The organism is Brevundimonas sp. UBA2416 (assembly GCF_002343105.1).
GTDB lineage: Bacteria > Pseudomonadota > Alphaproteobacteria > Caulobacterales > Caulobacteraceae > Brevundimonas.
Genome location: NZ_DDRM01000003.1, coordinates 4,091 through 24,879, shown reverse-complemented (window position 1 = coordinate 24,879; position 20,789 = coordinate 4,091). Strand labels below are relative to the sequence as shown.

The following is a 20,789-nucleotide window of genomic DNA, read 5'->3' as shown; positions in this document are numbered from 1 at the left end:
GCGCGCACACCACGTATTCGTGGAGGCCCTCCTGCGCCTTGGTGGTCGACTTGATGTGCCACTGCAGCAGCGGCAGCCCGAGTGCGGCGGCGACCTGCTCGGGGAGCATGGTCTTGCGCGTGCCGGGCTCGCCCTTGATCAGCAGGGGGCGTTCGAGGGCGACGGCGGCGTTGACCGCGATCCTCAGGTCATCGGTAGCGATGTAGTTGGACGTGCCTTCGAAGCGGTCGGTCTGGCGGGACATGGCGGTTCCGGGTTGTGATTCAAAACGCCTACCGAAGGCCGGGCCGGTTCACAACGCCGGCTGCAGTCCTGGAGGGTTCAAAGTGTTCATCGCCGGCCGAAAAAATTCGCACTGTCCGACGGTCGGGGCGACCGAGGGCCCGATACGGCGGGACCGGGCCCTGGGCGGCGGGTCATCTGTCGGGGTTCAAGCTGTCAAAGACCGGCGGAGAGCGACTTTGAGCAGTATGCACGGGGGCGCGTCAGATTTGGTCGCAGGTCACCGGGAGCGGTGGCGACGGCGTTCTGTCGAGGGCCGGAAAGGGAGAGTCGGGGGCGCAAAGGGGTCGGAAGATCAGGGGCGAGAAGACACTGTTGCCGGACGTCTGAATCAACCCGCCCGGCGTATCAGCTCATCCGCGAGATCGGCCGTCAGATAGCCGTCGGCCAGCCGGCCGTTGGCGACCTGCCAGCGGCGCAGGGCGGCGCGGGTGTTGGCGCCGACGACGCCGTCGATGCCCTGGGTGTCGAAGCCGAGCCGGGTCAGGGCGGCCTGGGCGCCGATGCGCTGGTCGCGGGACAGGGGGGCGTCGTTGGGCCAGGAGGCGACCAGACCGGGCCGTCCGGCGATGCCGTCGGCGGTGAGGCCGATGGCGAGGGCGTAGCTGACCGAGTTGTTGTAGCGGCGGATCACATAATGGTTCGGCAGGGCCAGGAAGGCCGGGCCGCGGGCCCCCTGGGGCAGGAGGATGACCGCTTCTTCCTGCGCTTCGGCGGCGTTGGGAGCCCCGCCGCGGGCGAGGCTGACGCCGCGCTGGGCCCAGTAGCGCCAGGGCTGGCGCGGGCCTTCAGCCTCGGCGTAGTCGAAGCCCGCGGGGAGGATGACCTCATAGCCCCAGGTCTGGCCGGGCTTCCAGCCGGCGCGGGCCAGCAGATTGGCGGCCGAGGCGAGGGCGTCAGCATCCGAGCCCCAGATGTCGACCTTGCCGTCGCCGGTCTGGTCGACGCCGAGGCGCAGATAGGCGTCGGGCATGAACTGGGTCTGGCCCATGGCCCCGGCCCAGCTGCCCTTCAGACCCGCGCGGTCGCGGCGGCCGTCGACGACGATGTCGAGCGCATTCTTCAGTTCGCCCTCGGCCCAGTCGCGGCGGCGACCTTCATAGGCAAGGGTGGCGAGGGAGCGGATGACGTCATAGTCGCCCTGGATGGCCCCGAAGGCGCTCTCATTGCCCCAGATGGAGACGAGGATTTCGGTGGGGACGCCGTAGCGCTGGGTCACCTCCCACGGCACGCGGTCGGTGCGGGCGCGGCCCTGGGCGATGCGGGTCGCCGAGGCAGCCGACTGGACATAGGCCCCGGCAGGGCGGCTGAACTCGGGCTGGTTGCGATCGAGGCGGATGACGGAAGGGTCCGGGGTCAGGCCCGCGAGTTCGCGCTCGTATTCGGCGCGGCGGGCGCCGCCATGGCGGTTGAGGAAGCCCTGCTTCCAGCCGTCGAACCCGGCCTGGTCGACCACGACGGGCGCGGGCGCCGCGGGGACGGGAGCGGGAGGCGTCGGCGCGGCCGGTGCGGCGGCCGGCGCGGCGGCGTCGGAGGTCGGGGCGACCGGCGGCGCCTCCGGCAATATGGGCGCGCAGGCGGCGACGGAGGCGATGAGGATGAGTCGAAGGCTGATACGCATGCCGATAGCTGTAGAGTCCCCTGGGGCCGCCCCGTCATAACAAGTGCGCGAGGCGACAGGCCTTGCTGCAATACCGGGGCCAAAGCGGGCCGCGGGGATCCGCGGGGCCGCTCGCGGCCTGGCGGCTCGCAACCTGCGGGTCGGTGAAGGGTTCCGGCGGTCGGGGCGTTGCGCCTCAAGGCGGTAAAAATGGCGAAAGACCTGTGCAGGCTGGTCTATCGGAGCGAGTCCCGGATCGATCACAATGACGATGCAGGGCTCGACGGGATTTTCCGGATCTCGGTGAAGAACAACCTTCGGGACCGGATCACCGGCGCCCTTGCGCTGCCGGACGGCAAATTCGTTCAGGTCGTCGAGGGCGCCAGGCGAGACGTCGAGGCGCTGATGGTGCGCATCCGCGCCGATGACCGGCATTTCAACGTCGCGGTTCTGGGGGACTGGGCGATCACGGCCCGGCTGTTCGAGGGCTGGGCGATGGCGCGGCCTGATCCGGAGCCGCTGAGCCGTCAGGCATTCCGCATCGTCACCGAGGACGGCAGCGGCGTGCAGGTGACGGGCATTCTGCTCGGCATGGTGCAAACACCGGCGACGGCCTGGCTGTAGGGCCGCGGGCAGTCGCGCGGCGAGCGTCCGTTGCGCGGGCGATTTCCCTGTTTTGCGTCGTTAACCCTCAATTTCATGGAATATTTGAGAGGTCGGGGCGCACAACGGCGTCAGCTCTGAGACCCGATACCTATGGCCTGGTGGCGGAGGGGCGACGCGACGGCGGTGCAACGCCGTAGACCCTCCGTTCAACTCGGAGGCCAGGCCTCCAGAGTCTTGGTGGCGCCAGCGCTCGCGACCCGGTCGCTCGCTGCTTGAATACGGGTGAACTGCGGACATTCCGAAGGACCGCTTTCGACCCTTGCGGACGGAATGTACGGCTCGGCAATATCGCATTGGTCGTCGCCCGGACTGTTTCGCACTGCTTCTCATTGCAGAGCCGTTGCTACGAACTCGCGGCCTGAGCGGAACCATGGTACGTGATCGTCGTTAGCCGACTGGCTGGGCCTGGGCGTTGCGCTATGCGCAAGCCAGCCTTGGCTCTGCGGGGGGCTGCAATGGCGACCAATCCTCTATCTGAAGATGCGGCCAAGGCCTTGGCACTCGCGGTCATCGCCGCATCAAAGGCGCCACTCCTGCTGCTCGACTCCGATAGGGAGATTGTCGCTGCAAGCGACTCCTTCCTGTCAGCCTTCGGACGAGGACCGGAGGACGTCGTAGGACAGTCGTTGTTCAGCTTGAACCAAGGCGAATGGGACCGTCCGGACCTCCGATCCGCCCTTGCCCTGTCGATGACCGGGGGTGTGGACTTTCAGGGCCTCGAGTTGGATTTGGCCGGCCCCACCGGCACAGTCCAGAATCTGGTCCTAAAGTCCCAACGCCTGTCCTTTGCGGAACCGACGCAGCTGCGTGTTCTGGTGACTGTGATCGACGAGACAGAGGCGCGCGCCTGCGCCAAGTGCAGGGCTGACCTCATTCACGACAAGGAAGTGCTTCTCGGCGAAATCCAGCACCGGGTCGCAAACAGCCTCCAGATCATCGCGAGCCTGCTGCTCCAGGACGCAAGATCCGTCACGTCGGAGGAGGGCCGCGTCCACCTCCAAGCGGCACACCAGCGGATCATGTCCGTTGCCTCTCTCCAGCGGCAGTTGGCGTCTTCATCAACGAATGAGGTGGTTATTCGCCCCTATCTTGAGGGGATTTGCGAGAGCATCGGGGCGTCCATGACCCATGACAGCGAACGCATCCACATCCAGGTCACGGGCGACGATGGGGCTATGCCTGGAGAAATGTCCGTAAGCATCGGCCTTGTCGTTACCGAGCTCGTCATCAACGCACTGAAATATGCCTTCCCGAACGGAGGGACTGGTAGCGTCCTGGTGGACTATCAATCCGAGAACGACGGCTGGGCGCTGTCGGTCTGCGACGATGGCATTGGGATGCAGAACGGCAGGGTGGATGCCGCGTATGGCTTGGGGTCAGCCATTATAAAAGCCCTGGCAAAGCAGCTTGTCGCGACGATCACGGTCTATGACTTGAACCCTGGAACCGGGGTTTCAGTGGTCCACCTACAGACGGCGGGATTGTTGAGTGTCCATCCTGGAAAGACGCTCCAAAGCGTCTGAGGTCGATGTTGGGCTGCATCCAATGTCCGCTAACCACCCATACCGGACCTCTGGCCACTCCCGCCTTGCGGACGCCCTTCAGTGCCCGGTTGACGATTCCCGGAAGCCTCTCTATACGCACCGCTCCGCCGCAGGTTCGTCCCGCGGCTTTTCTGTTTTGTTTTGCCTCAGGACGACGACCATGAAGGTCCGCAGCTCGCTCAAGTCGCTCAAGGGTCGCCACCGCGACTGCAAGGTCGTTCGCCGCAAGGGCGTCGTCTATGTGATCAACAAGACCGACCCGCGCTTCAAGGCGAAGCAGGGCTAAGGTCTCTCCACGCCTCACGGCGCGGTTCGAAATTCCAAAGGCTGCGGACTTGTCCGCAGCCTTTTTCGCGTCTGCCCCCAGCGATCGTTGAGTCGCGCGCTTTGGCGTGGTTAGCGTCCCACACGTTTGTTTGCCCTGACGGCCTTCGGCCTGTTTGAGGGCGTGATTTTTCCCGGAGTTCTCCCTTGGCTGACGACGCTTCCTTCGATTCCTCGCCCGACGTCCTGACGTCCGCCGCCCAGGGCCGTCTGCGCACCGTCATCGAGCGCCTCGAGCGGCTCGAGGAAGACAAGGCCGCGGTCATGGCCGACATGAAGGAGGTCTTCGCCGAGGCCAAGGGCGAGGGCTATGACGTGAAAATCCTGCGCAAGGTCATCCGCATCCGCAAGCAGGACAAGGCCAAGCGGCAGGAGGAGGATGCGATCCTCGATCTGTACCTCTCGGCGCTCGGCGAGATCTGACTTTCAGGGATGAGGGATTAGGGATTAGGGATTAGGGATGAGGGGCAGTCTTGGCCGATCATCGACTAATCCCTCATCCCTGTTCCCTCATCCCTGCCTTGAAGCGCAAACCGCCCGCCAACCCCTTCGAAGCCCAGCGCAAGGCGGCCCAGCGGGCGGCCCTGAACGCCCTCAGACGCGCCCGCCGCTCGGCAGAGAAGGCGGGCGTTTCGCTGTCCGAATGGGAGGGGGAGTTTCTCGACTCGGTGTCCGAGCGGGTGAAGACTCACGGCCGCGCCTTCGGCGACCCGGAACTGGGCGCGCCGGGGCAGGCCCTGTCGGCCATGCAGGGCCGCAAGCTGAAGGAGATCGCGGCCAAGGCGAAGGGGGAGGAGCCGAAGCGGCGGTGGGGGAAGAAGAGGGAGTAGGCAGTAGGAATTAGGAAATGTGAATTAGGAGCGCCGCGTGTGCCTCCGCCAGCTCACTCTTCCTGATCCCTAATTCCTAATGCCTACTCCCTAGAAGAGGATCTTGCGGAACGTCAGGCTGACGACCCGGCCCTGGGGGTCGAGGTAGTCGGGCTGATAGTTCAGGGGCACGTCGCCGCCGGCGCTGGAGGTGACCTCGGGCCGGGTGTCGAACAGGTTCTGGACCCCGAAATTGACCCGCGAGCCTTTCAGCCACGGGAATTTGGCCACCCATGAGGCCTGGGAGTTCAGGTCGATGAAGACGTTCAGATTGACCGTGGCCTGATCCGCGAAATTCAGGTCCGGGCCGGTTCCGCCGTCGACGCGGGTGCCCTCGCGCCAGTTGGCGTTGACGAAGGCGCCCATGCCGTTGCGGAAGACGCCGCCCTGGGCCTGGATTTCGTTGCGGGACGTACCGCCGCGCGCGCCGGTGGCGGCGCCGTCCAGCAGGTCGAGGACGGGCAGGCCGGCGGCGATGACGATCTCATCCTGCAGACGATACGTATGGTAGATCGACAGGTTGAAGCGGCCCTGACCGGGCTGCATGCCGCCCATGCCGCGTCCGCCGCCCATCCGCATCTGGCCGCCGCCGCCGCCGGGCGGGGGACCGCCGCCCTCGCTGCGCATTTCGATCCGCATCGGCATGCCGCCGCCCATGGGCGGACGGGCGCTGCCGGGGGCGCCGGGCAGGGGCGCCGCGGCCGGATTGGGCGCGCCGAACGCGCGGGAGTAGTTGAAGCCCGTGCGGATGTCCTGACGCTCGAACCGCTCGAAATTCAGCGGGCGGGCGTCGAAAGAAATCAGATTGCCGCCGGCATCGCGGGTGAAGCGGCCGGGGAGGGCGGCCTCAAGACCCGGTGTCAGGGTCGGGAAGGCGGCGATGGCGTCTTCGGTCAGGCTGTACGTCCAGGTCGAGCTGACCCGGAAGTCGGTCTCGGACCAGGGCTTGAGATTGAAGCCGGCCTTCCAGACCTGACGGTTGTCCGAGTTCAGGTTCGGATTGCCGCCGTCGGTGCGGGTGACCAGCACCGTCTGGTTGGTGGCGAAGTCGAACACCGGGACGTTGAAGGTGGAGACGGTCGGGTCGTTGAGCTGCGAGATCGACGGGGCGCCGTGCTCGTCGGTGTAGCTGACGTTGAGCGACAGCGGCTCGATGGGCGACCAGTTGACGCCGAAGCCGAGGGTGGTCAGGCCGCCGAAGTCCGACAGCTCCTCATATCCGGCGTTGAAATTGGCCGACAGGTCGCCGATTGAGGTCAGGACATCGCGGCGGCGACTGGCGATGGGAATGCTGAAGCTGGCCTGGCTGTTGAGGCGGTCGCGCGACTGGGAGCGTTCGGTGGTCAGGCCCGAGCGGAAGCTGGTGGAATCCAGCGACCGGGTGTCGGCGCCGATCCGGAAGGTGGAGCTGATCCCGCCGGCGGGCAGGTCGTAGACGTCGCCGTTCAGAACCAGTTCGGTCGACAGGACCTGGGACACGGAGTTGGCGGTGTCGTCGGGGAGGCGGACGAAGTCAGACGGTGACAGGATGCCGAACGGGTTGGCCGTCGGGTCGTTGGCGTCGAGGCGCGCCTGGAACGGACCGACGTTGGCGAAGCCCCGGCCGCTGAGGGTGTCGGTTTCGACGCGGTCGTAGTTGCCGCTGAGGGTCCAGCGCCAGTCGTCGCCGAGGAAGCCGTCGACGACGACGCCGAGGCCGCCGGTCAGGCTGTCGGTCTCGCGGCCGAGGGGCAGGGCGTCCAGCACGCGGCTGATCGTCTGCGGGGCCGGCCCGGTCAGGAAGGGGTTGCCGGCCGAAAGCCTCAGGTTGACGCCCGGCAGGCCGCTGAAGCTGAGGCTGGAGCGATCCTCCAGGCTGGCGCTGACGGTGGCCTGGGTGGTGTTGTTGAGGTCGCGCTTGTAGGTGCCACGCACGGTGGACCGCTCGCTCCGGCCCAGCAGGGTGCGGAAGGCGTCGACGTCGTCGAAGGGGGTGGCGCCTGCATCGCGCTCGATGTCGCGCTCGGACTCGTACAGCGGGCTGGAGCGTTCGTATTCAGCATCCACCGACCAGCGGATCGGTCCCGAGATGTTCAGGGTATTGCCCTCGATCTCGGTGGTGGTGCGGCCGCCTTGGGTGGGCATGCGGCCGGAGAGCTCGCCGGTGAGAGAGCGGAAATCGGCCTTCAGCACGAAATTCACCACGCGCTGGTCGGCGGCGTAGCCGTATTCGAGCGCGACCTCCTCGGGCAGGATATCCATCCGCTCGATGGCTTCAGGCGGCAGGCCCTGGATTTCGCGGAAGCCCGAAATGCGGCGGCCGTTGACCAGGAAGACCGGCATGCCGTCGGCGCGGCCGCGCGAGCTGCGCGTCAGCGGCTCCAGATAGGTCAGCAGTTCGGCGATGTTCGAGGCGCCATAGGCCTGGATCTGTTCCGCGGTCAGCACGACATCGGGCGGGATGTCGGAGTTGGCCGCGCCGCGGGGGCGCGCGCCGGTGGTGACCACCGAGTCGAGCTCATAGGCTTCCGGGTCGGATTCCGCGGCCGGCGCCGGCTCCGCGGCGGGCGCTGGCGTCGCCGGCTGTTGCGGCGGCTGCTGCGGCGGGGGCGTCGGCGCAGTCTGGATCAGACCGGCCATGAGGCCGGACAGGGCGGTCGTGACGAGAAGCATGCGGACGTGTCCCGGGGAGAAGCTAGCCCTGCAACGTGCTCGACCGACATTTCCGTCGCATTGCAGCGCGGAAACCGAAGGTTGAGCGCATGGCGAGCCTTCTCCCGTCTTCGGGGTTTGGCCGATCGCTGGCCAATGAACTTTTGGTCACACTCGAGGCAGCGCCGTGGCGTTGCCGGAAAGCCTCAGCCGACTTCCTTGAGAATGCCTTCCAGTCCCTGCTCGCGGACCTTGCGGTAGAGGGTCGAGCGGCCGATGCCGAGGCGGCGGGCGATCTCGGACATATGGCCGGCATAGACCTCAATGGCGTGCTGGATCAGGTCGCGTTCGATCTCTTCCAGCGTGCGCAGGTGACCGCGCTCGTCGAGGATGCGGATCGGGGTGTCGGGCAGGGGCGGCAGGTCGATATTCGAGCCTGTGGCCAGATCCCCCTCCGTCTCGCGGCTGTCGCCGCGATCTACATCGCTTGCGGCCGGGAGGAAGGACGCCGCCAGTCCCGAAATGGCCGGGAAGTCGTGCGGCTGCAGGAAGGGCGCGTCGGCCAGGACGATGGCGCGATAGACGGTGTTCTCCAGCTGGCGGACGTTGCCGGGCCAGTCGAAGGCGGTGAGCAGGGCCAGGGTCTCGCCCGAACAGCCGGCGACGCGCTTGCCTTCCTCGACATTGAAGCGCGCGATGAAGTGGTCGATCAGGGCGGGGATGTCCTCGCGGCGCTCGCGCAGGGACGGAGCCTCGATCGGAAAGACGTTGAGGCGATAGAACAAATCCTCGCGGAAGGCGCCGGCGCGGACCTGCTGGGCCGGGTCGCGGTTGGTGGCCGAGACGATGCGGACATCGACCTTGACCGAGCGTTTGGCGCCGACCGGGTCGACCTCGCCCTCCTGCAGGGCGCGCAGCAGCTTGACCTGCATGTCCAGTGGCAGTTCGCCGATCTCGTCGAGGAACAGGGTGCCGCCGTTGGCCTCCTGGAATTTGCCGAGATGTTTGTCGTGGGCGCCGGTGAAGGCGCCCTTTTCATGACCGAACAGGATCGACTCGATCAGGTTGGCGGGCAGGGCGCCGCAGTTCACGGCCACGAAAGGCTTGCCCGACCGGTCCGAGGCGCCGTGCAGGGCGCGGGCGATGACTTCCTTGCCGACGCCGCTCTCGCCCGTGATCAGGACCGGGATCGAGGATTTGGCGGCGCGAGCGCCCAGCGACTTGACCATCCGCATCGGCGGGCTGGTGCCCACCAGATCGTCGAAGGAGGTGCGGCCGGAGACGTGCTTCTTGAGCCGGCCGACTTCGGCGGTCAGGCGGGTCAGCTGCAGGGCGTTGGAGACGCCGACCAGCAGGCGTTCGGCGGAGACGGGTTTGACGAAGAAGTCCTGCGCCCCGGCCTGCATGGCCTTGACCACAGCGTCCACACCGCCAGAGGCGGTCAGGACGATGACGGGAGTCGTGACGCCGGCGGTGCGGATCTCGGCCAGGGCCTCCATGCCGCTCATGCCGGGCATGACCATGTCGAGCAGGACGACGTCAGCGCCGCCGCCCTTGGTCAGGCGGTCGATGGCCTCGCCGCCGGATTCGGCGTGGACGACGGCATAGCCCTCCCGCTCCAGCACGGCCTGCGCGAGCCGGCGCTGGGTGGGATCGTCGTCGACCACGAGAACGGTCTTCGCCATGGGTGCAGCCCCTTCAACATCACGGTTTCGGCCGGTCCTCGTTGAAGCGGGACTGGCTCATTCCGGGACGTTTTAACCGTCACAAGGTGAAGATCGGGTTGGGGGGCAGGGTGAGTGGGGGGTTAACGGGAGGGATGAGGGATTAGGGATTAGGGATGAGGTCCGGGATCAGATCCTGAGGTCCGGTTTCGGAACATGGGGCTCCGATGTCGGGGAGGCGTAGTTCCCTCATCCCCAATCCCTAATCCCTCATCACAGGCAGCTACGCCCCCCCGAAACTCCGCCGCGCCTGCATCATGGCCGTGATCAGCGACTGCTCTGCCTCGGACAGGTGCGGGTTCCAGATGTCGAAGATCAGGATGACCCGCATCTCGTCGGCGTCGTTCCAGGCCTCGTGGTCGATGGTGTCGTCGAAGACCCAGGCCTCGCCCATCTTCCAGTCGCGCACCGTATTGCCGACGCGGAACCGGGCCGGACCCGGCAGGATCAGCGGCAGGTGGGTCAGCAGGCGGACGTTGGATGAGCCGGTGTGGGCCGGAATGTGGGTGTGGGGCTGGAGCGCCGAGAAGACGGCGGTGGGTGCGAATCCGTCCTGGCGGCACATCGGCAGGGATTCGAGCAGGGCGGCGGTCTGCGGGCAGCGTTCGCACACGGCGTCCTGCCGCGCGCCGTCCTTCCATAGCCAGAGCGAGCTCCATTTGCGGGAATGGTTCAGCTCGCCCCACTGATTGACCGGTGCGCCCTTCGGGTAGGCGATATAGGGCGCGAAATCCTCCATTCCGCCGGCCAGCAGGGCCTCCAGCTCGGCCTTGATGACCGGGGTGGCGGCCTCCAGCGTCCCAAGCCACGGGAATTGCGCGCGGTCGTAGAAGGGGATGGCCGGCAGGCGGGGGTAGTCGAGCAGGAGCGGCTCCTGCTTCGGCGCGGTCTTGAGCCCGGCGTAGATCTCCAGCCCCTCGTCGAACCGGTCCAACGTTTCGGCGTCGACCTTGCCACGCAGGGCGGCGACGCCCGCGCGCATATGGTCGCGCAGGGCCTCGGCGTGGCGGCGGACGACGCCGGAGGCATGGTCGATCTGGGACTGGATGACCGGCGGGCAGCGCTCGCGCGGCGGAGCGATCTTGAGGGCGTTGCGATAGACGTCGGCGGCGGACTGGTCCTGTCCGATCTTCTCCAGCATGGACGCCTTGCCCAGCAGGGCAGCGAAATCATACGGCTGCATCGCCAGGGCGTCGTCGAGCACCATGAGCGCGCCATGGAAATCGCCGAGCAGCCGCAGGGCCAGGGCCCGGTTCAGCGTTCCATTGTGGGTCGCGCCCATGGCGTCGGCCTGATCGATCAGGCCGAGGGCAGACTGAGGATCGTGGCGCGCGAGAGCCTCCGCGGCCCGGCGCAGCAGATCGTCCTGGGCAGGAGAGCCCGGCTGGTTCACGTGGGGTCCCCCGATCCCGGTTATGAACTCAGTGTAATGTTACGTCGGCGGGCCGGGTCAAGGGGTGTGGTGGTCCCGGTGCGGAAAGAGGATTGCTCGCAGCGAGCGCCAGTGCCCGCTTGAGTTCTGCGCGGGTCCGTGTATAGAGCGCGCCTCTTCCGTCGCAGCTTCGGCCGCGGCGGTCCTGTCCGAGAACTTCGGGGCGTGGGGGTCACCCGCGCCATAAATGTCAGAGAGCCCTCTGACGCCGTGGGGAGATGGGGATGCAGACGACGCCAGACGTTCCGGTATCCGGGCGTCGGGGTTCGAGCTTCCTTCGGACAATACGACCGGCCTGAACGCTTCGCAGCGATGCGGCGCGCTTTGGCCAATCCGTCGTCGGGAATAAGCCCGGCGGCGAATACAGACTGGAGACCGCAATGGACCGCGCACAAAAAGCCGAGTCGATCGAAACGCTGAAGGGCGTTTTCGCCGACGCGGGCGCCGTGGTCGTGACCCACAACCTGGGTCTGACCGTTGCGGATATGGAAGACCTGCGTGGACGCCTGCGTACTGCCGGCGGCACGTTCAAGGTGGTCAAGAACCGCCTGGCGCTCAAGGCGCTCGACGCCGCTGAAGGCAGCGAATACCACGGCCTGTTCAAGGGTCCCGTGGGCATTGCTTACGCTGACGATGCTGTGACGGCCGCCAAGATCACCGCTGAATACGCCAAGGCCAATGACAAGTTCATCGTCCTCGGCGGCTTCATGGGTGACAAGGTTCTGGATGCAGCGGGCGTGGGCGTTCTGTCCAAACTGCCCTCGCTGGACCAGATCCGCGCCTCGCTGCTCGGCCTGCTCAACGCTCCCGCGACCAAGGTCGCCGGCGTCGTGCAAGCCCCGGCGTCCCAACTGGCCCGCGTGTTCAGCGCCTATGCCGCCAAGGACGCCGCGTAAGCGGACCCGCCTCTTTCATCTCTGCAAACTCTCTACTGAAACCCAATCCTCCGAAGGAAACACACCATGGCCGATCTCGCCAAAATCGTTGAAGACCTGTCGAAACTGACCGTTCTGGAAGCCGCCGAACTGTCCAAGCTGCTGGAAGAGAAGTGGGGCGTCAGCGCCGCTGCTCCGGTCGCCATGGCCATGCCCGCCGGCGGCGGCGGCGGCGCGCCCGCCGAAGCTGCTGAAGAGCAGACCGAGTTCACCGTCGTCCTGATCGACGGCGGCGACAAGAAGATCAACGTCATCAAGGAAGTCCGCGGCGTTCGTTCGGACCTGGGTCTGAAGGAAGCCAAGGACCTGGTCGAAGGCGCTCCGCAGAACGTCGTCGAGAACGTCTCCAAGCAGGCCGCCGACGAAGTCGCCAAGAAGCTGACGGAAGCCGGCGCCAAGGTGCAGGTCAAGTAAGAACGGACCGTCCCTCGGGACAGTTCTGGACGGGCCGGGGAGCGATCTCCGGCCCGTTTTCTTTTGCCCGGATTGGACAGGATGGGCCGGTTGTGTCGGGATGAGCCGCCAACGGGAGGGGACCCATGCCGATCAGGACCACCGCCATCGCTATCGCCGCCTTGCTGGGGCTGGCCGCCTGTGAAGATTTCGCTGGAGGCCGGGAGCCGCCGGCTCCGCCGCCGCCAGCCGGACCGCCGGTCCCGCCCACCCCCGAATTACCGATCACGGGGCCGAAGGCGCGACAGATCATGGCCGATCTGTCGCTGTCCTGCCTGGAACTGGCCAGCCTCAAGGCCGACATGGCGATCTGCGAGGAGCGGAGAGGCCGGACCGTGGACCATGCCGCACTGCGCACCGAACTGCGCGACCTGAAGTGGACGTTGCAGGCCTTGCCGCGGGCGGAGGCTTCGACCCGCTGCTCGGCCCTGACGGCGGAACTTCGCAATACGCCCAAGCCGCAGATCTGCTCCGATCTGGGCTACTGAGGCCGCGTCAGCGCCGCCGCGGGGCGAAGATGTCGGCCAGACGGTCGCGGGTTCCCTCGATGCGGACGAGGCGCGGGTAGCGCAGGCCATCGTGATACGCGAACGACAGGGTGCGGAATTCGTCGCCGCGCCTGACCACGAGGGCGATCGGCTCGGTCCCGCCCTTTGCCGCCGTGACGGCGTCGCGCAGGGCCTCGGCCGAGCCGACGCGGTCGCCGACGGCGACCAGATCCCAGCCGGCGCCCAGCCCCTGTTCGAAGGCCGGGCTGCCCCAGACCACGCCGCCGATGCGTCCGCCTGCGCCGAGGCTGAAGCCGAGGGAATACTGGAAGTCATTGGCCCAGCCGCTGTTCATCCGCTTTTCGAGCGGCGTCAGCTCGTCGACGTATGTCAGCCGCCAGCCGGCGCGTTCGATCCCGGCCAGCGGGGCCTCGGCGTCGGGGCCGACGGCGTCGAGGCGTGTGCGCAGGAAGGTCGCCCAGTCATGGGGATGGACGGCGTTCAGGTGAGAGACCACGTCCTCGAACGTATAGGGCCGGGCCTCCCAGACGCCGTCCTCGACGCCGTAGAAGGCTCTCGCGAAGTCATCGAGCGACTTGCGCTCGTTGGTGGCCTCGCGGATCAGGGTGTCGGCGTCGAGCCAGATCAGCAGGGCCTCGCGGTAGTAGTCGCCGGTGCCGCGCATCCATGACGGCCAAGGATTGCTGGTGCGGTAGCCGAGCAGGTTGTGGTTGGTGGTGTCCTGCAGGGCGCGCCACTGGCGGCCGGGCTGCTGGTCGTAGAAGCCGGCCACTCCGGCAAGGTTGACGACGGCCTCCTCGACCGTGCCGAGTCCCGAGCGGGGGGTGAGGACGTCGCCCCAGTACTGGGTCTGGCCCTCATAGACCCACATCAGGGTGTTCTGGGTCGGGATGTTGAGGTTCTGGACGTATTCATCCGACGGCCGGCGGTATTTGCCGTTCCAGCTGTGGACGTACTCGTGCGGCAGCAGGACGCGCGTCCCGTAGGACGGGCTGGCGCTGGAGAAGTAGTTGGGGGCGGCGGTGTTCTCGGACGAGCGGTGATGCTCCAGGCCGATGCCGCCCATCTTCGAGGTCAGGGCCAGCAGGAATTCATAGCGGTCGTAGTGGCGGGCGCCGAACAGCCGGTCGGCCTGGTCGACGAGGGATTCATAGCGGGCGACCCACTCGGGCGTGATGTTCACCGAGGCGGCGGTGTCGCCCACGAGATTCAGATGCACCGGCGAGCGGCCGCCCGGATCGATGTCGACGCGGCGGTAGTGGGCCCCCGCGAACATCGGGCTGTCGGCCAGATGCTCCAGAGAGATCGGGGCGAAGGTCGCGACGTCGCCCTCGCGGGAGACGGTGTCCAGCGCCACGCCGTACTGCCAGCCCGTCGGCAGGACCACGGACGGGGCGAAGGTGATGCGGTCGTGGTTGTAGCCCGCCGGATAGAGCAGGGCCTTCTCCCACTGGAGATTGACCATCTCGGGCGTCATGACCACGCGCCAGACGGCGTTGTCAGGCTGGGTCAGCCATTCGAATGCGACCTCGATCTCGTTCACGCCAGCCGGGATGTCGAGGTGGAAGGCGTGGGGATCGACGGTGTCGCGCACCCATTCGATCCGCCGGCCATTGCCCGTGACGGTGACGCCGGAGACCAGCTGGATCGGACCGGTGTCGGCGTGGTTGCCGGGAATGAATTTCGGATACTGCAGCACCAGATGACCGGCGCTGACCGGCACCGTCTGGCGCACGCGGATGACCTTGTGGTCGAGGTCGGTCAGGTCAACGCGGATGCCGATGACGCCCGGATAGTCGCGGTCCTGCGGCGCGGGGATCGGCGGCAAGGCGTGCGGCAGGCTGGTCGGGGCGGGCAGGGGCGTCGCGGCTTGTGAGGCCGGAACTTGCGCCAGCGCCGGCAGGGCGGCGGAGGTCAGGAGCAGGGCGAGGGCGGCGGTGCGGATCATCATCGGGTCCCTCACGATCAACGGCGGCGGGGGGCGAGAATGTCGCCGAGACGGTCGGGGGTTCCCGCGATGCGTTCGAGGCGCGGATAGCGCAGGCCGCCGTGGTACGCGAAGCGGATGGTGCGGAAGCGGTCGCCCTTCGTCAGCATCATCTCGATCGGGGTGGTGTTGCCGGCGGAGGCGGTGATGGCCTCGGCGATCGTCGCGGCGGTTGCGGCGCGGCCGTTGACGGCGACGACGTCCCAGCCCGAGGTCAGGCCGGCTTCGAAGGCGGGCGAGCCCCACCGGACGGCGGTGACGCGGTTGGAGGTGTTGAGGCTGAGGCCCAGTGAATACTGGAAGTCGACCCGACCAAGTTCGGCGTTGAGGGCGCGGCTGTAGGCATTGGGGGTCGTGCTCCAGGCCAGGCGGTAGCCGCCGCGCTCGAGACCGCCCAGCGGCGTCTGCGCATCGGGGCCGACGGCGTCGAGCCGCGCGCGCAGGAAGGCAGCCCAGTCGTTGGCCTGGACCCCGTTCAGCGTCGAGGTCACGTCGTCGAAGGTGTAGGGGGCCGGATCCCAGTTTCCGTCCTGCACGCCGAAGAAGGCCCTGGCGAAGTCATCGAGCGACCGGCGACCGTTTGACTGCTCCCGGATCAGGGTGTCGGCGTCGAGCCAGATCATGGCCCCTTCGCGATAATAGTCCTCGGAGCGCTGGAAGCTGCTCCAGGGCTGGGGCTGACGCCGGGCGATGATCGGATCGTTGGTGGTGTCCTGCATGGCGCGCCATGCCCGACCGGGGTTGTCCCCGGCATAGCTGGCGGCGGTGTTGGCGAGGATGTCGAGCGCCTGCTGTTTCGACATCAGGCCGGCGCGGGCGGTCAGGACCAGGCCGTAGTACTGGGTCTGGCCCTCATAGACCCAGAGCAGGGAGTTCTGCAGCGGCTCGTTGAGTGTCGGCGTCAGCTGGTCGGCGGGGCGACGCCATTTGCCGTTCCAGGAGTGGACGTATTCGTGGCCCAGCAGGTCGCGGTCCGCGAGGGTCGAGGCCGGGGCGGTGAAATAGGCGGTGTCGACGCTGTTCTCCGACGAGCGGTGATGCTCCAGCCCGATGCCGCCCAGGCGGTCGCTGACGGCGACGAGGAAGTCGTAGTGGTTGAAGTGGCGCGCGCCGTACAAATAGTCGGCCTGATCGACCAGATTGCGGTGCAGTTCGATGTGCGCGTCGGTCGCGGCGAGCATGTCGGGATCGTCGGCGACGATGTTCAGCCGTACCGGCGACCGGCCGCCCGGATCGAGGTCGATCTGGCGGTAATGGGCCCCGGCGAAGACCGGGCTGTCGGCCAGATGCTCCAGGGTGATGGGAGCGAAGACGGCCAAGCCGTTCTGGAATGATGTGGTGTCGAGCGCTGCCCCATACTGCCAGCCGGCGGGCAGGCGCAGGGTCGGCTGGACCGTGATCTGGCGGGAATAGTAGCCGGCCGGATAGAGGATGGCCTTTTCCCACTGGATGTTGAGCATCTCGTCGGTGATGACGACCCGCCCCTGGGAGCCGTCGATGGGGGTCAGCCATTTGAAGGCGACCTCGACGGAGGAAGCGCCGGCCGGAACCTCGACCTGGAAGGCATTGGTGCGGACCGTATTGCGGACCCAGCGCAGGGTCTGGCCATTGGCGGTGATCTGGAGGTCGGCGATGTCATCGACCGGGCCGACCGGGCCGTGATTGCCGGGGATCCACTGCGGATAGAGCAGGACCAGCGGGCCGGGGCCGGCGACGGGAATGGTCTGCCGCACCGAGACGATGCGCCGGTCGATGTCGGTGGCGTCCATGTCCAGGGTGATGAGGCCGGGGTAGGGGGCGTCGCGCGGGGCCGGGATGGGGACGAGGGCGCGGTCGAGAGCGGGCGTGCCGACCTGTGCGACCGAGGGCGCGGCGCCGAGGAGGAGGGCGGCGGCGCAGGACGTGACGAACAGGCGGACGGCGGGGCGCATCATGTCGGGAGACTCTCGGTCGGGGGGCGGTCGCAGATCACGCCGCGCGCAGGCATGGGTCAAGCTGGACAGGAACGCGCCGCATTAAAAGGCTGTCATGTTCGGGTTTCGGAAGGCTCCAGCACAGGGGATAGCCCTCCTGCTTTCGTCATCCTCCGGCAAGCCGCGCAGCGGCGCTGACCGGGGGACCCGGCGGCGCGCGTGAGCGCGAACCTGTCGGGAGCGCCAATCATCGACACAGCAGTGCTTCGCCGCCGTCGCGGCGCCGCCGGGTCCCCCGGTCTCGCTTCGCTCGCCGGAGGATGACGAAAGGGGAGAATCAGGACGCCGGCTTCACTTCCAGCAGTTCCACCGTGAACAGCAGGGTGGAGCTGGGCGGCAGTTCGCCGCCGCCGACCCAGCGTTCGCCGTAGCCGAGCGCGGCGGGGATGACGAACTCGAACGTCTCGCCCTCCCGCATCAGGGCCACGCCCTCGGTCCAGCCGCGGATGACCCGGTTGAGCGGGAATTCGGCCGGTTCATTGCGGCTGTACGAACTGTCGAACTCGCGACCGTCGACGAAGGTGCCGCGGTAGTGGACCTTGACGGTGTCCGTGGCGACCGGCTGGCGGCCGTTCGGATGGGCCCGGCCCACGCGGCGGTATTGCAAACCCGATTCGGTGGTGGTCCAGCCGCGGCGGGCGCCGTTGACGACCAGATATTGTGCATTGCCGGCGGCCCAGCCTTCCAGCGTGCCGACTCCGGGCGTGGCGGCGGGCGCGGGCTCCTGCGCGGTGGCGCAGGCGGCGAGGGACAGGGCGGCGGCGGCGATCAGGAGGGTGCGGGTCATTAGGCGACGCTAGCAGGGGCGGGACCGTTGAGGAATACGGCTGGGATCCGGTCTGTCGGGGACGTCGAACATTCACCGTTGAGGCGCGGGAACCTCGGTCCGGCAACCGTCGCCGATATGAGCCGCGTCCGTGCATGAAAGGACATTCGTGACCCGGCCTCCGTCGTCCATGCTGACGACGACAGGCGCGCCCCCCGCACAGGTCAGCTCGTACCAGGTGAGTCCCGCCGCATTGCGCCCCATGTCGCGCACCCGGGTCGGTGCGCAGGCCTCGGCGGCGCTTCCGGCCAGCCGTGGGCGGAAGCCGGCGAGTTCTTCCGGCTCGGTGGTGAACCGGCACAGGTCGCCCCGGGTCCGGATATCAAGGCAGTCGGTGACGACCCATGCGCCTGCCGCCTCTTCGACCCAGCTCCCGGGCGCCCGGCGACAGCCAATCTCATAGATCGTGTTGCCCGCCGGGGAGAGGCCGACGACCCGGCCCTCATCGACCCGACAGTCCATGCCCGCCCGGGCGGCGATGGACTCAAAATGCCGGATCGGATTTCGATTGGCGCGGAGAACACAGGCCGGAGCCGGGCGGCTCGACGGCTCTCCGCGCTGGAACCGGTCACTCTGGCTCGCCAGAAGCAGGCAGCTGTGTGCGGCGGGGCTGATCCCGTCGATGATCAGATAGCCCGGCCCGTCGCGGCAGACGACCTCGTATTGGCGGTCGCCAAAGCTGTCCATGCCGCGGAGGGCGGCGGCGGAGACCGCGCAGTCGGCGCCGGCCCGGGTCGCAGCGTCCTGTGCAGCGAGCAGGGTGGTGGTGTCCCGAACCCGGCCGCGCGTGGTCGGCGTCTGCTCGAGCGTCTGCTGGGCCGAGGCAGCCGAGGCCAGAAGGATGAGTCCCACGGCCAGCATCAAAGCCGGGCGGCTCACGACTCCGCGTCCCGGTGATGCGCCGATCGCCCGCCATTCAACATTTGGTTTTTCCGTGAACCTCGAACAATCTGAAGGTACCTCCCACGTCAGGTCGAAGGTCAATCCCGAAAACTGCCGAACCGGTCTTTATTTCGCCGTCAAAGCGAGTATATGACCCGGTTCCGCTAACTCAGTACGAGATGCGCGCGAAAGCGCCGAGGCCCGGTTTGTCGCCCTCCGACCGGTGCGAAGGCGCGCTCCTTCCCAGGGAGCCCTGCAATTTCAGACGTCCTGGCGCCGAAAGGCCCGAGGGTGGACGTCGAAACCGATGGTCACGGGTCGCCCGAGAGGCGGAGCCGTGGCTGCTGCATTGATCGCCGCCTGCCCGGGCGGTGTATTGGGAATACAGAATGGCCAAGTCCAAAGCCGAAGTCGCCGTCGCCCACGGCCAGTTCGCACACGCTACGACCTTCACCGGCAAGAAGCGCATCCGCCACTCGTTCGGCCGGATCCCCGAAGCGGTGCAGATGCCGAACCTGATCGAGGTGCAGCGCGCCTCCTATGAGCAGTTCCTGCAGCGCGAAGTGCGCAGCGGTCCGCGCAAGGATCAGGGCATCGAGGCGGTCTTCAAGTCGGTCTTCCCGATCAAGGACTTCAACGAACGCGCCATCCTCGAATACGTCTCCTACGAGTTCGAGGACCCGAAATACGACGTCGAGGAATGCATCCAGCGCGACATGACCTATGCCGCGCCGCTGAAGGTCAAGCTGCGCCTGATCGTGTTCGAGGCGGATGAAGAGACCGGCGCGCGCTCGGTCAAGGACATCAAGGAGCAGGACGTCTACATGGGCGACATCCCGCTCATGACCGACAAGGGCACCTTCGTCGTCAACGGCACCGAGCGGGTCATCGTCTCGCAGATGCACCGTTCGCCGGGCGTCTTCTTCGACCACGACAAGGGCAAGACGCACAGCTCGGGCAAGCTGCTGTTCGCCGCTCGCGTGATCCCGTACCGCGGTTCCTGGCTCGACTTCGAGTTCGACGCCAAGGATATCGTCTACGTCCGCATCGACCGCCGCCGGAAACTGCCGGCCTCGACCTTCCTGATGGGTCTGGGCATGGACGGCGAGGAGATCCTCAAGACCTTCTACGAGACCGTGCCCTACGAGAAGCGCGGCGAAGGCTGGGTCACCCCCTACAAGGCCGAGCGCTGGAAGGGCGTGAAGCCCGAGTTCGACCTGGTCGACGCCGACACCGGTGAGATCATCGCCGCCGCCGGCACCAAGATCAGCGCCCGCCAGGCCAAGAAGCTGGGCGACACGACCACGTCGCTGTCGCTGGCCGCCGACGCCCTGCTGACCAAATACCTGGCCGCCGACGCCGTGAACTACGAGACCGGCGAAATCTACGCCGAGGCCGGCGACGAGCTGGACGGTCCGACGATCGAACTGCTGGAAAGCCACGGCTTCACCACCATCGACGTGCTGGACATCGACCACGTCACGGTCGGCGCCTACATGCGCAACACCCTGCGCATCGACAAGAACACCGGCCGCGAGGACGCGCTGTTCGACGTCTACCGCGTGATGCGCCCGGGCGAGCCGCCGACCCCGGAGGCCGCCGAAGCCATGTTCAACTCGCTGTTCTTCGACAGCGAGCGCTACGACCTGTCGGCCGTCGGCCGCGTGAAGATGAACATGCGTCTGGAAACCCCGGACGTCTCGGATGAAATCCGCGTGCTGCGCAAGGACGACGTCCTGCGCGTGCTGCAGATCCTCGTCGGCCTGAAGGACGGCCAGGGCGAGATCGACGACATCGACAACCTCGGCAACCGCCGGGTCCGTTCGGTCGGCGAGCTGCTGGAAAACCAGTACCGCGTCGGCCTGCTGCGGATGGAGCGCGCCATCAAGGAGCGCATGTCCTCGGTCGATATCGACACGGTGATGCCGCACGACCTGATCAACGCCAAGCCGGCCGCCGCGGCCGTGCGCGAGTTCTTCGGTTCGTCGCAGCTGTCGCAGTTCATGGACCAGACCAACCCGCTGTCCGAGATCACCCACAAGCGCCGCGTTTCCGCGCTGGGCCCTGGCGGCCTGACCCGCGAACGTGCCGGCTTCGAGGTACGCGACGTGCACCCGACCCACTATGGCCGCGTCTGCCCGATCGAAACGCC

At 67.2% G+C, this 20,789-nt stretch carries 16 protein-coding genes and 2 pseudogenes; 9 read left to right on the top strand and 9 right to left on the bottom strand.

Annotated features, from left to right (window positions below; translation table 11 throughout):
* Positions 1-244: pseudogene (locus B3E43_RS00700) on the bottom strand (ATP-binding protein); the annotation flags it as partial.
* Between the two features lie 369 nt (positions 245-613).
* Positions 614-1,903: a lytic murein transglycosylase gene (locus B3E43_RS00695; RefSeq protein WP_292025974.1), complete on the bottom strand. Its 1,290-nt coding sequence runs from the start codon at positions 1,901-1,903 to the stop codon at positions 614-616.
* Positions 1,904-2,092: 189 nt separating this feature from the next.
* Here B3E43_RS00695 and B3E43_RS00690 point away from each other — a divergent pair, with 189 nt between their 5' ends.
* The 5 genes from B3E43_RS00690 to B3E43_RS00670 all read left to right on the top strand — a co-directional run bounded on the left by B3E43_RS00690 (position 2,093) and on the right by B3E43_RS00670 (position 5,246).
* Positions 2,093-2,506: a BLUF domain-containing protein gene (locus B3E43_RS00690; RefSeq protein WP_292025973.1), complete on the top strand. Its 414-nt coding sequence runs from the start codon at positions 2,093-2,095 to the stop codon at positions 2,504-2,506.
* A 497-nt stretch (positions 2,507-3,003) separates the two neighbouring features.
* Positions 3,004-4,071: a sensor histidine kinase gene (locus B3E43_RS00685; RefSeq protein WP_292025972.1), complete on the top strand. Its 1,068-nt coding sequence runs from the start codon at positions 3,004-3,006 to the stop codon at positions 4,069-4,071.
* Between the two features lie 181 nt (positions 4,072-4,252).
* A complete protein-coding gene (gene ykgO, locus B3E43_RS00680) occupies positions 4,253-4,378 on the top strand; it encodes a type B 50S ribosomal protein L36 (protein WP_168044709.1) in 126 nt (41 codons plus the stop codon).
* A gap of 185 nt (positions 4,379-4,563) precedes the next feature.
* Positions 4,564-4,839 carry a DUF2312 domain-containing protein gene (locus B3E43_RS00675; protein WP_292025971.1) on the top strand — a complete coding sequence of 92 codons (276 nt, stop codon included), beginning with the start codon at positions 4,564-4,566 and terminating at the stop codon, positions 4,837-4,839.
* A 98-nt stretch (positions 4,840-4,937) separates the two neighbouring features.
* Positions 4,938-5,246, top strand: coding sequence for a hypothetical protein (locus B3E43_RS00670; RefSeq protein ID WP_292025970.1), 309 nt, complete (start codon positions 4,938-4,940; stop codon positions 5,244-5,246).
* 90 nt (positions 5,247-5,336) lie between these two features.
* Here the strand turns inward: B3E43_RS00670 and B3E43_RS00665 are convergent, their stop codons facing one another.
* From B3E43_RS00665 to B3E43_RS00655, 3 genes are all read right to left on the bottom strand, one after another.
* On the bottom strand, positions 5,337-7,937 hold the full coding sequence (locus tag B3E43_RS00665) for a TonB-dependent receptor plug domain-containing protein (protein WP_292025969.1): 2,601 nt from the start codon (positions 7,935-7,937) through the stop codon (positions 5,337-5,339).
* A gap of 185 nt (positions 7,938-8,122) precedes the next feature.
* The gene (locus tag B3E43_RS00660) at positions 8,123-9,601 is read right to left on the bottom strand and encodes a sigma-54-dependent transcriptional regulator (RefSeq protein WP_292025967.1); all 1,479 of its coding nucleotides are present in this window, start codon (positions 9,599-9,601) and stop codon (positions 8,123-8,125) included.
* A 262-nt stretch (positions 9,602-9,863) separates the two neighbouring features.
* Positions 9,864-11,033: an aspartyl/asparaginyl beta-hydroxylase domain-containing protein gene (locus B3E43_RS00655; protein ID WP_292025965.1), complete on the bottom strand. Its 1,170-nt coding sequence runs from the start codon at positions 11,031-11,033 to the stop codon at positions 9,864-9,866.
* Between the two features lie 419 nt (positions 11,034-11,452).
* Between B3E43_RS00655 and rplJ the strand changes: the two genes are divergently transcribed.
* From rplJ to B3E43_RS00640, 3 genes are all read left to right on the top strand, one after another.
* Positions 11,453-11,968 (top strand): 50S ribosomal protein L10, encoded by a 516-nt coding sequence (gene rplJ / locus B3E43_RS00650; RefSeq protein WP_292025963.1) that lies wholly within the window; start codon positions 11,453-11,455, stop codon positions 11,966-11,968.
* 66 nt (positions 11,969-12,034) lie between these two features.
* Entirely contained in the window at positions 12,035-12,421 is a 387-nt protein-coding gene (gene rplL / locus B3E43_RS00645; protein WP_292025961.1) for a 50S ribosomal protein L7/L12, read from the top strand.
* Positions 12,422-12,546: 125 nt separating this feature from the next.
* A complete protein-coding gene (locus B3E43_RS00640; RefSeq protein ID WP_292025959.1) occupies positions 12,547-12,948 on the top strand; it encodes a hypothetical protein in 402 nt (133 codons plus the stop codon).
* A 7-nt stretch (positions 12,949-12,955) separates the two neighbouring features.
* Here the strand turns inward: B3E43_RS00640 and B3E43_RS00635 are convergent, their stop codons facing one another.
* From B3E43_RS00635 to B3E43_RS00620, 4 genes are all read right to left on the bottom strand, one after another.
* Positions 12,956-14,920, bottom strand: coding sequence for a M61 family metallopeptidase (locus B3E43_RS00635; RefSeq protein WP_292025957.1), 1,965 nt, complete (start codon positions 14,918-14,920; stop codon positions 12,956-12,958).
* Positions 14,921-14,934: 14 nt separating this feature from the next.
* Positions 14,935-16,887, bottom strand: coding sequence for a M61 family metallopeptidase (locus B3E43_RS00630; RefSeq protein ID WP_414631328.1), 1,953 nt, complete (start codon positions 16,885-16,887; stop codon positions 14,935-14,937).
* Positions 16,888-17,206: 319 nt separating this feature from the next.
* Positions 17,207-17,716, bottom strand: a complete 510-nt coding sequence (locus B3E43_RS00625; RefSeq protein WP_292025954.1) for an FKBP-type peptidyl-prolyl cis-trans isomerase — start codon at positions 17,714-17,716, stop codon at positions 17,207-17,209.
* A gap of 72 nt (positions 17,717-17,788) precedes the next feature.
* Positions 17,789-18,634, bottom strand: a complete 846-nt coding sequence (locus B3E43_RS00620; protein WP_292025952.1) for a hypothetical protein — start codon at positions 18,632-18,634, stop codon at positions 17,789-17,791.
* Between the two features lie 392 nt (positions 18,635-19,026).
* On the opposite strand from B3E43_RS00620, the pseudogene B3E43_RS00615 reads away from it, so the two are divergent.
* A pseudogene (locus B3E43_RS00615) lies at positions 19,027-20,789 on the top strand (DNA-directed RNA polymerase subunit beta); the annotation flags it as partial.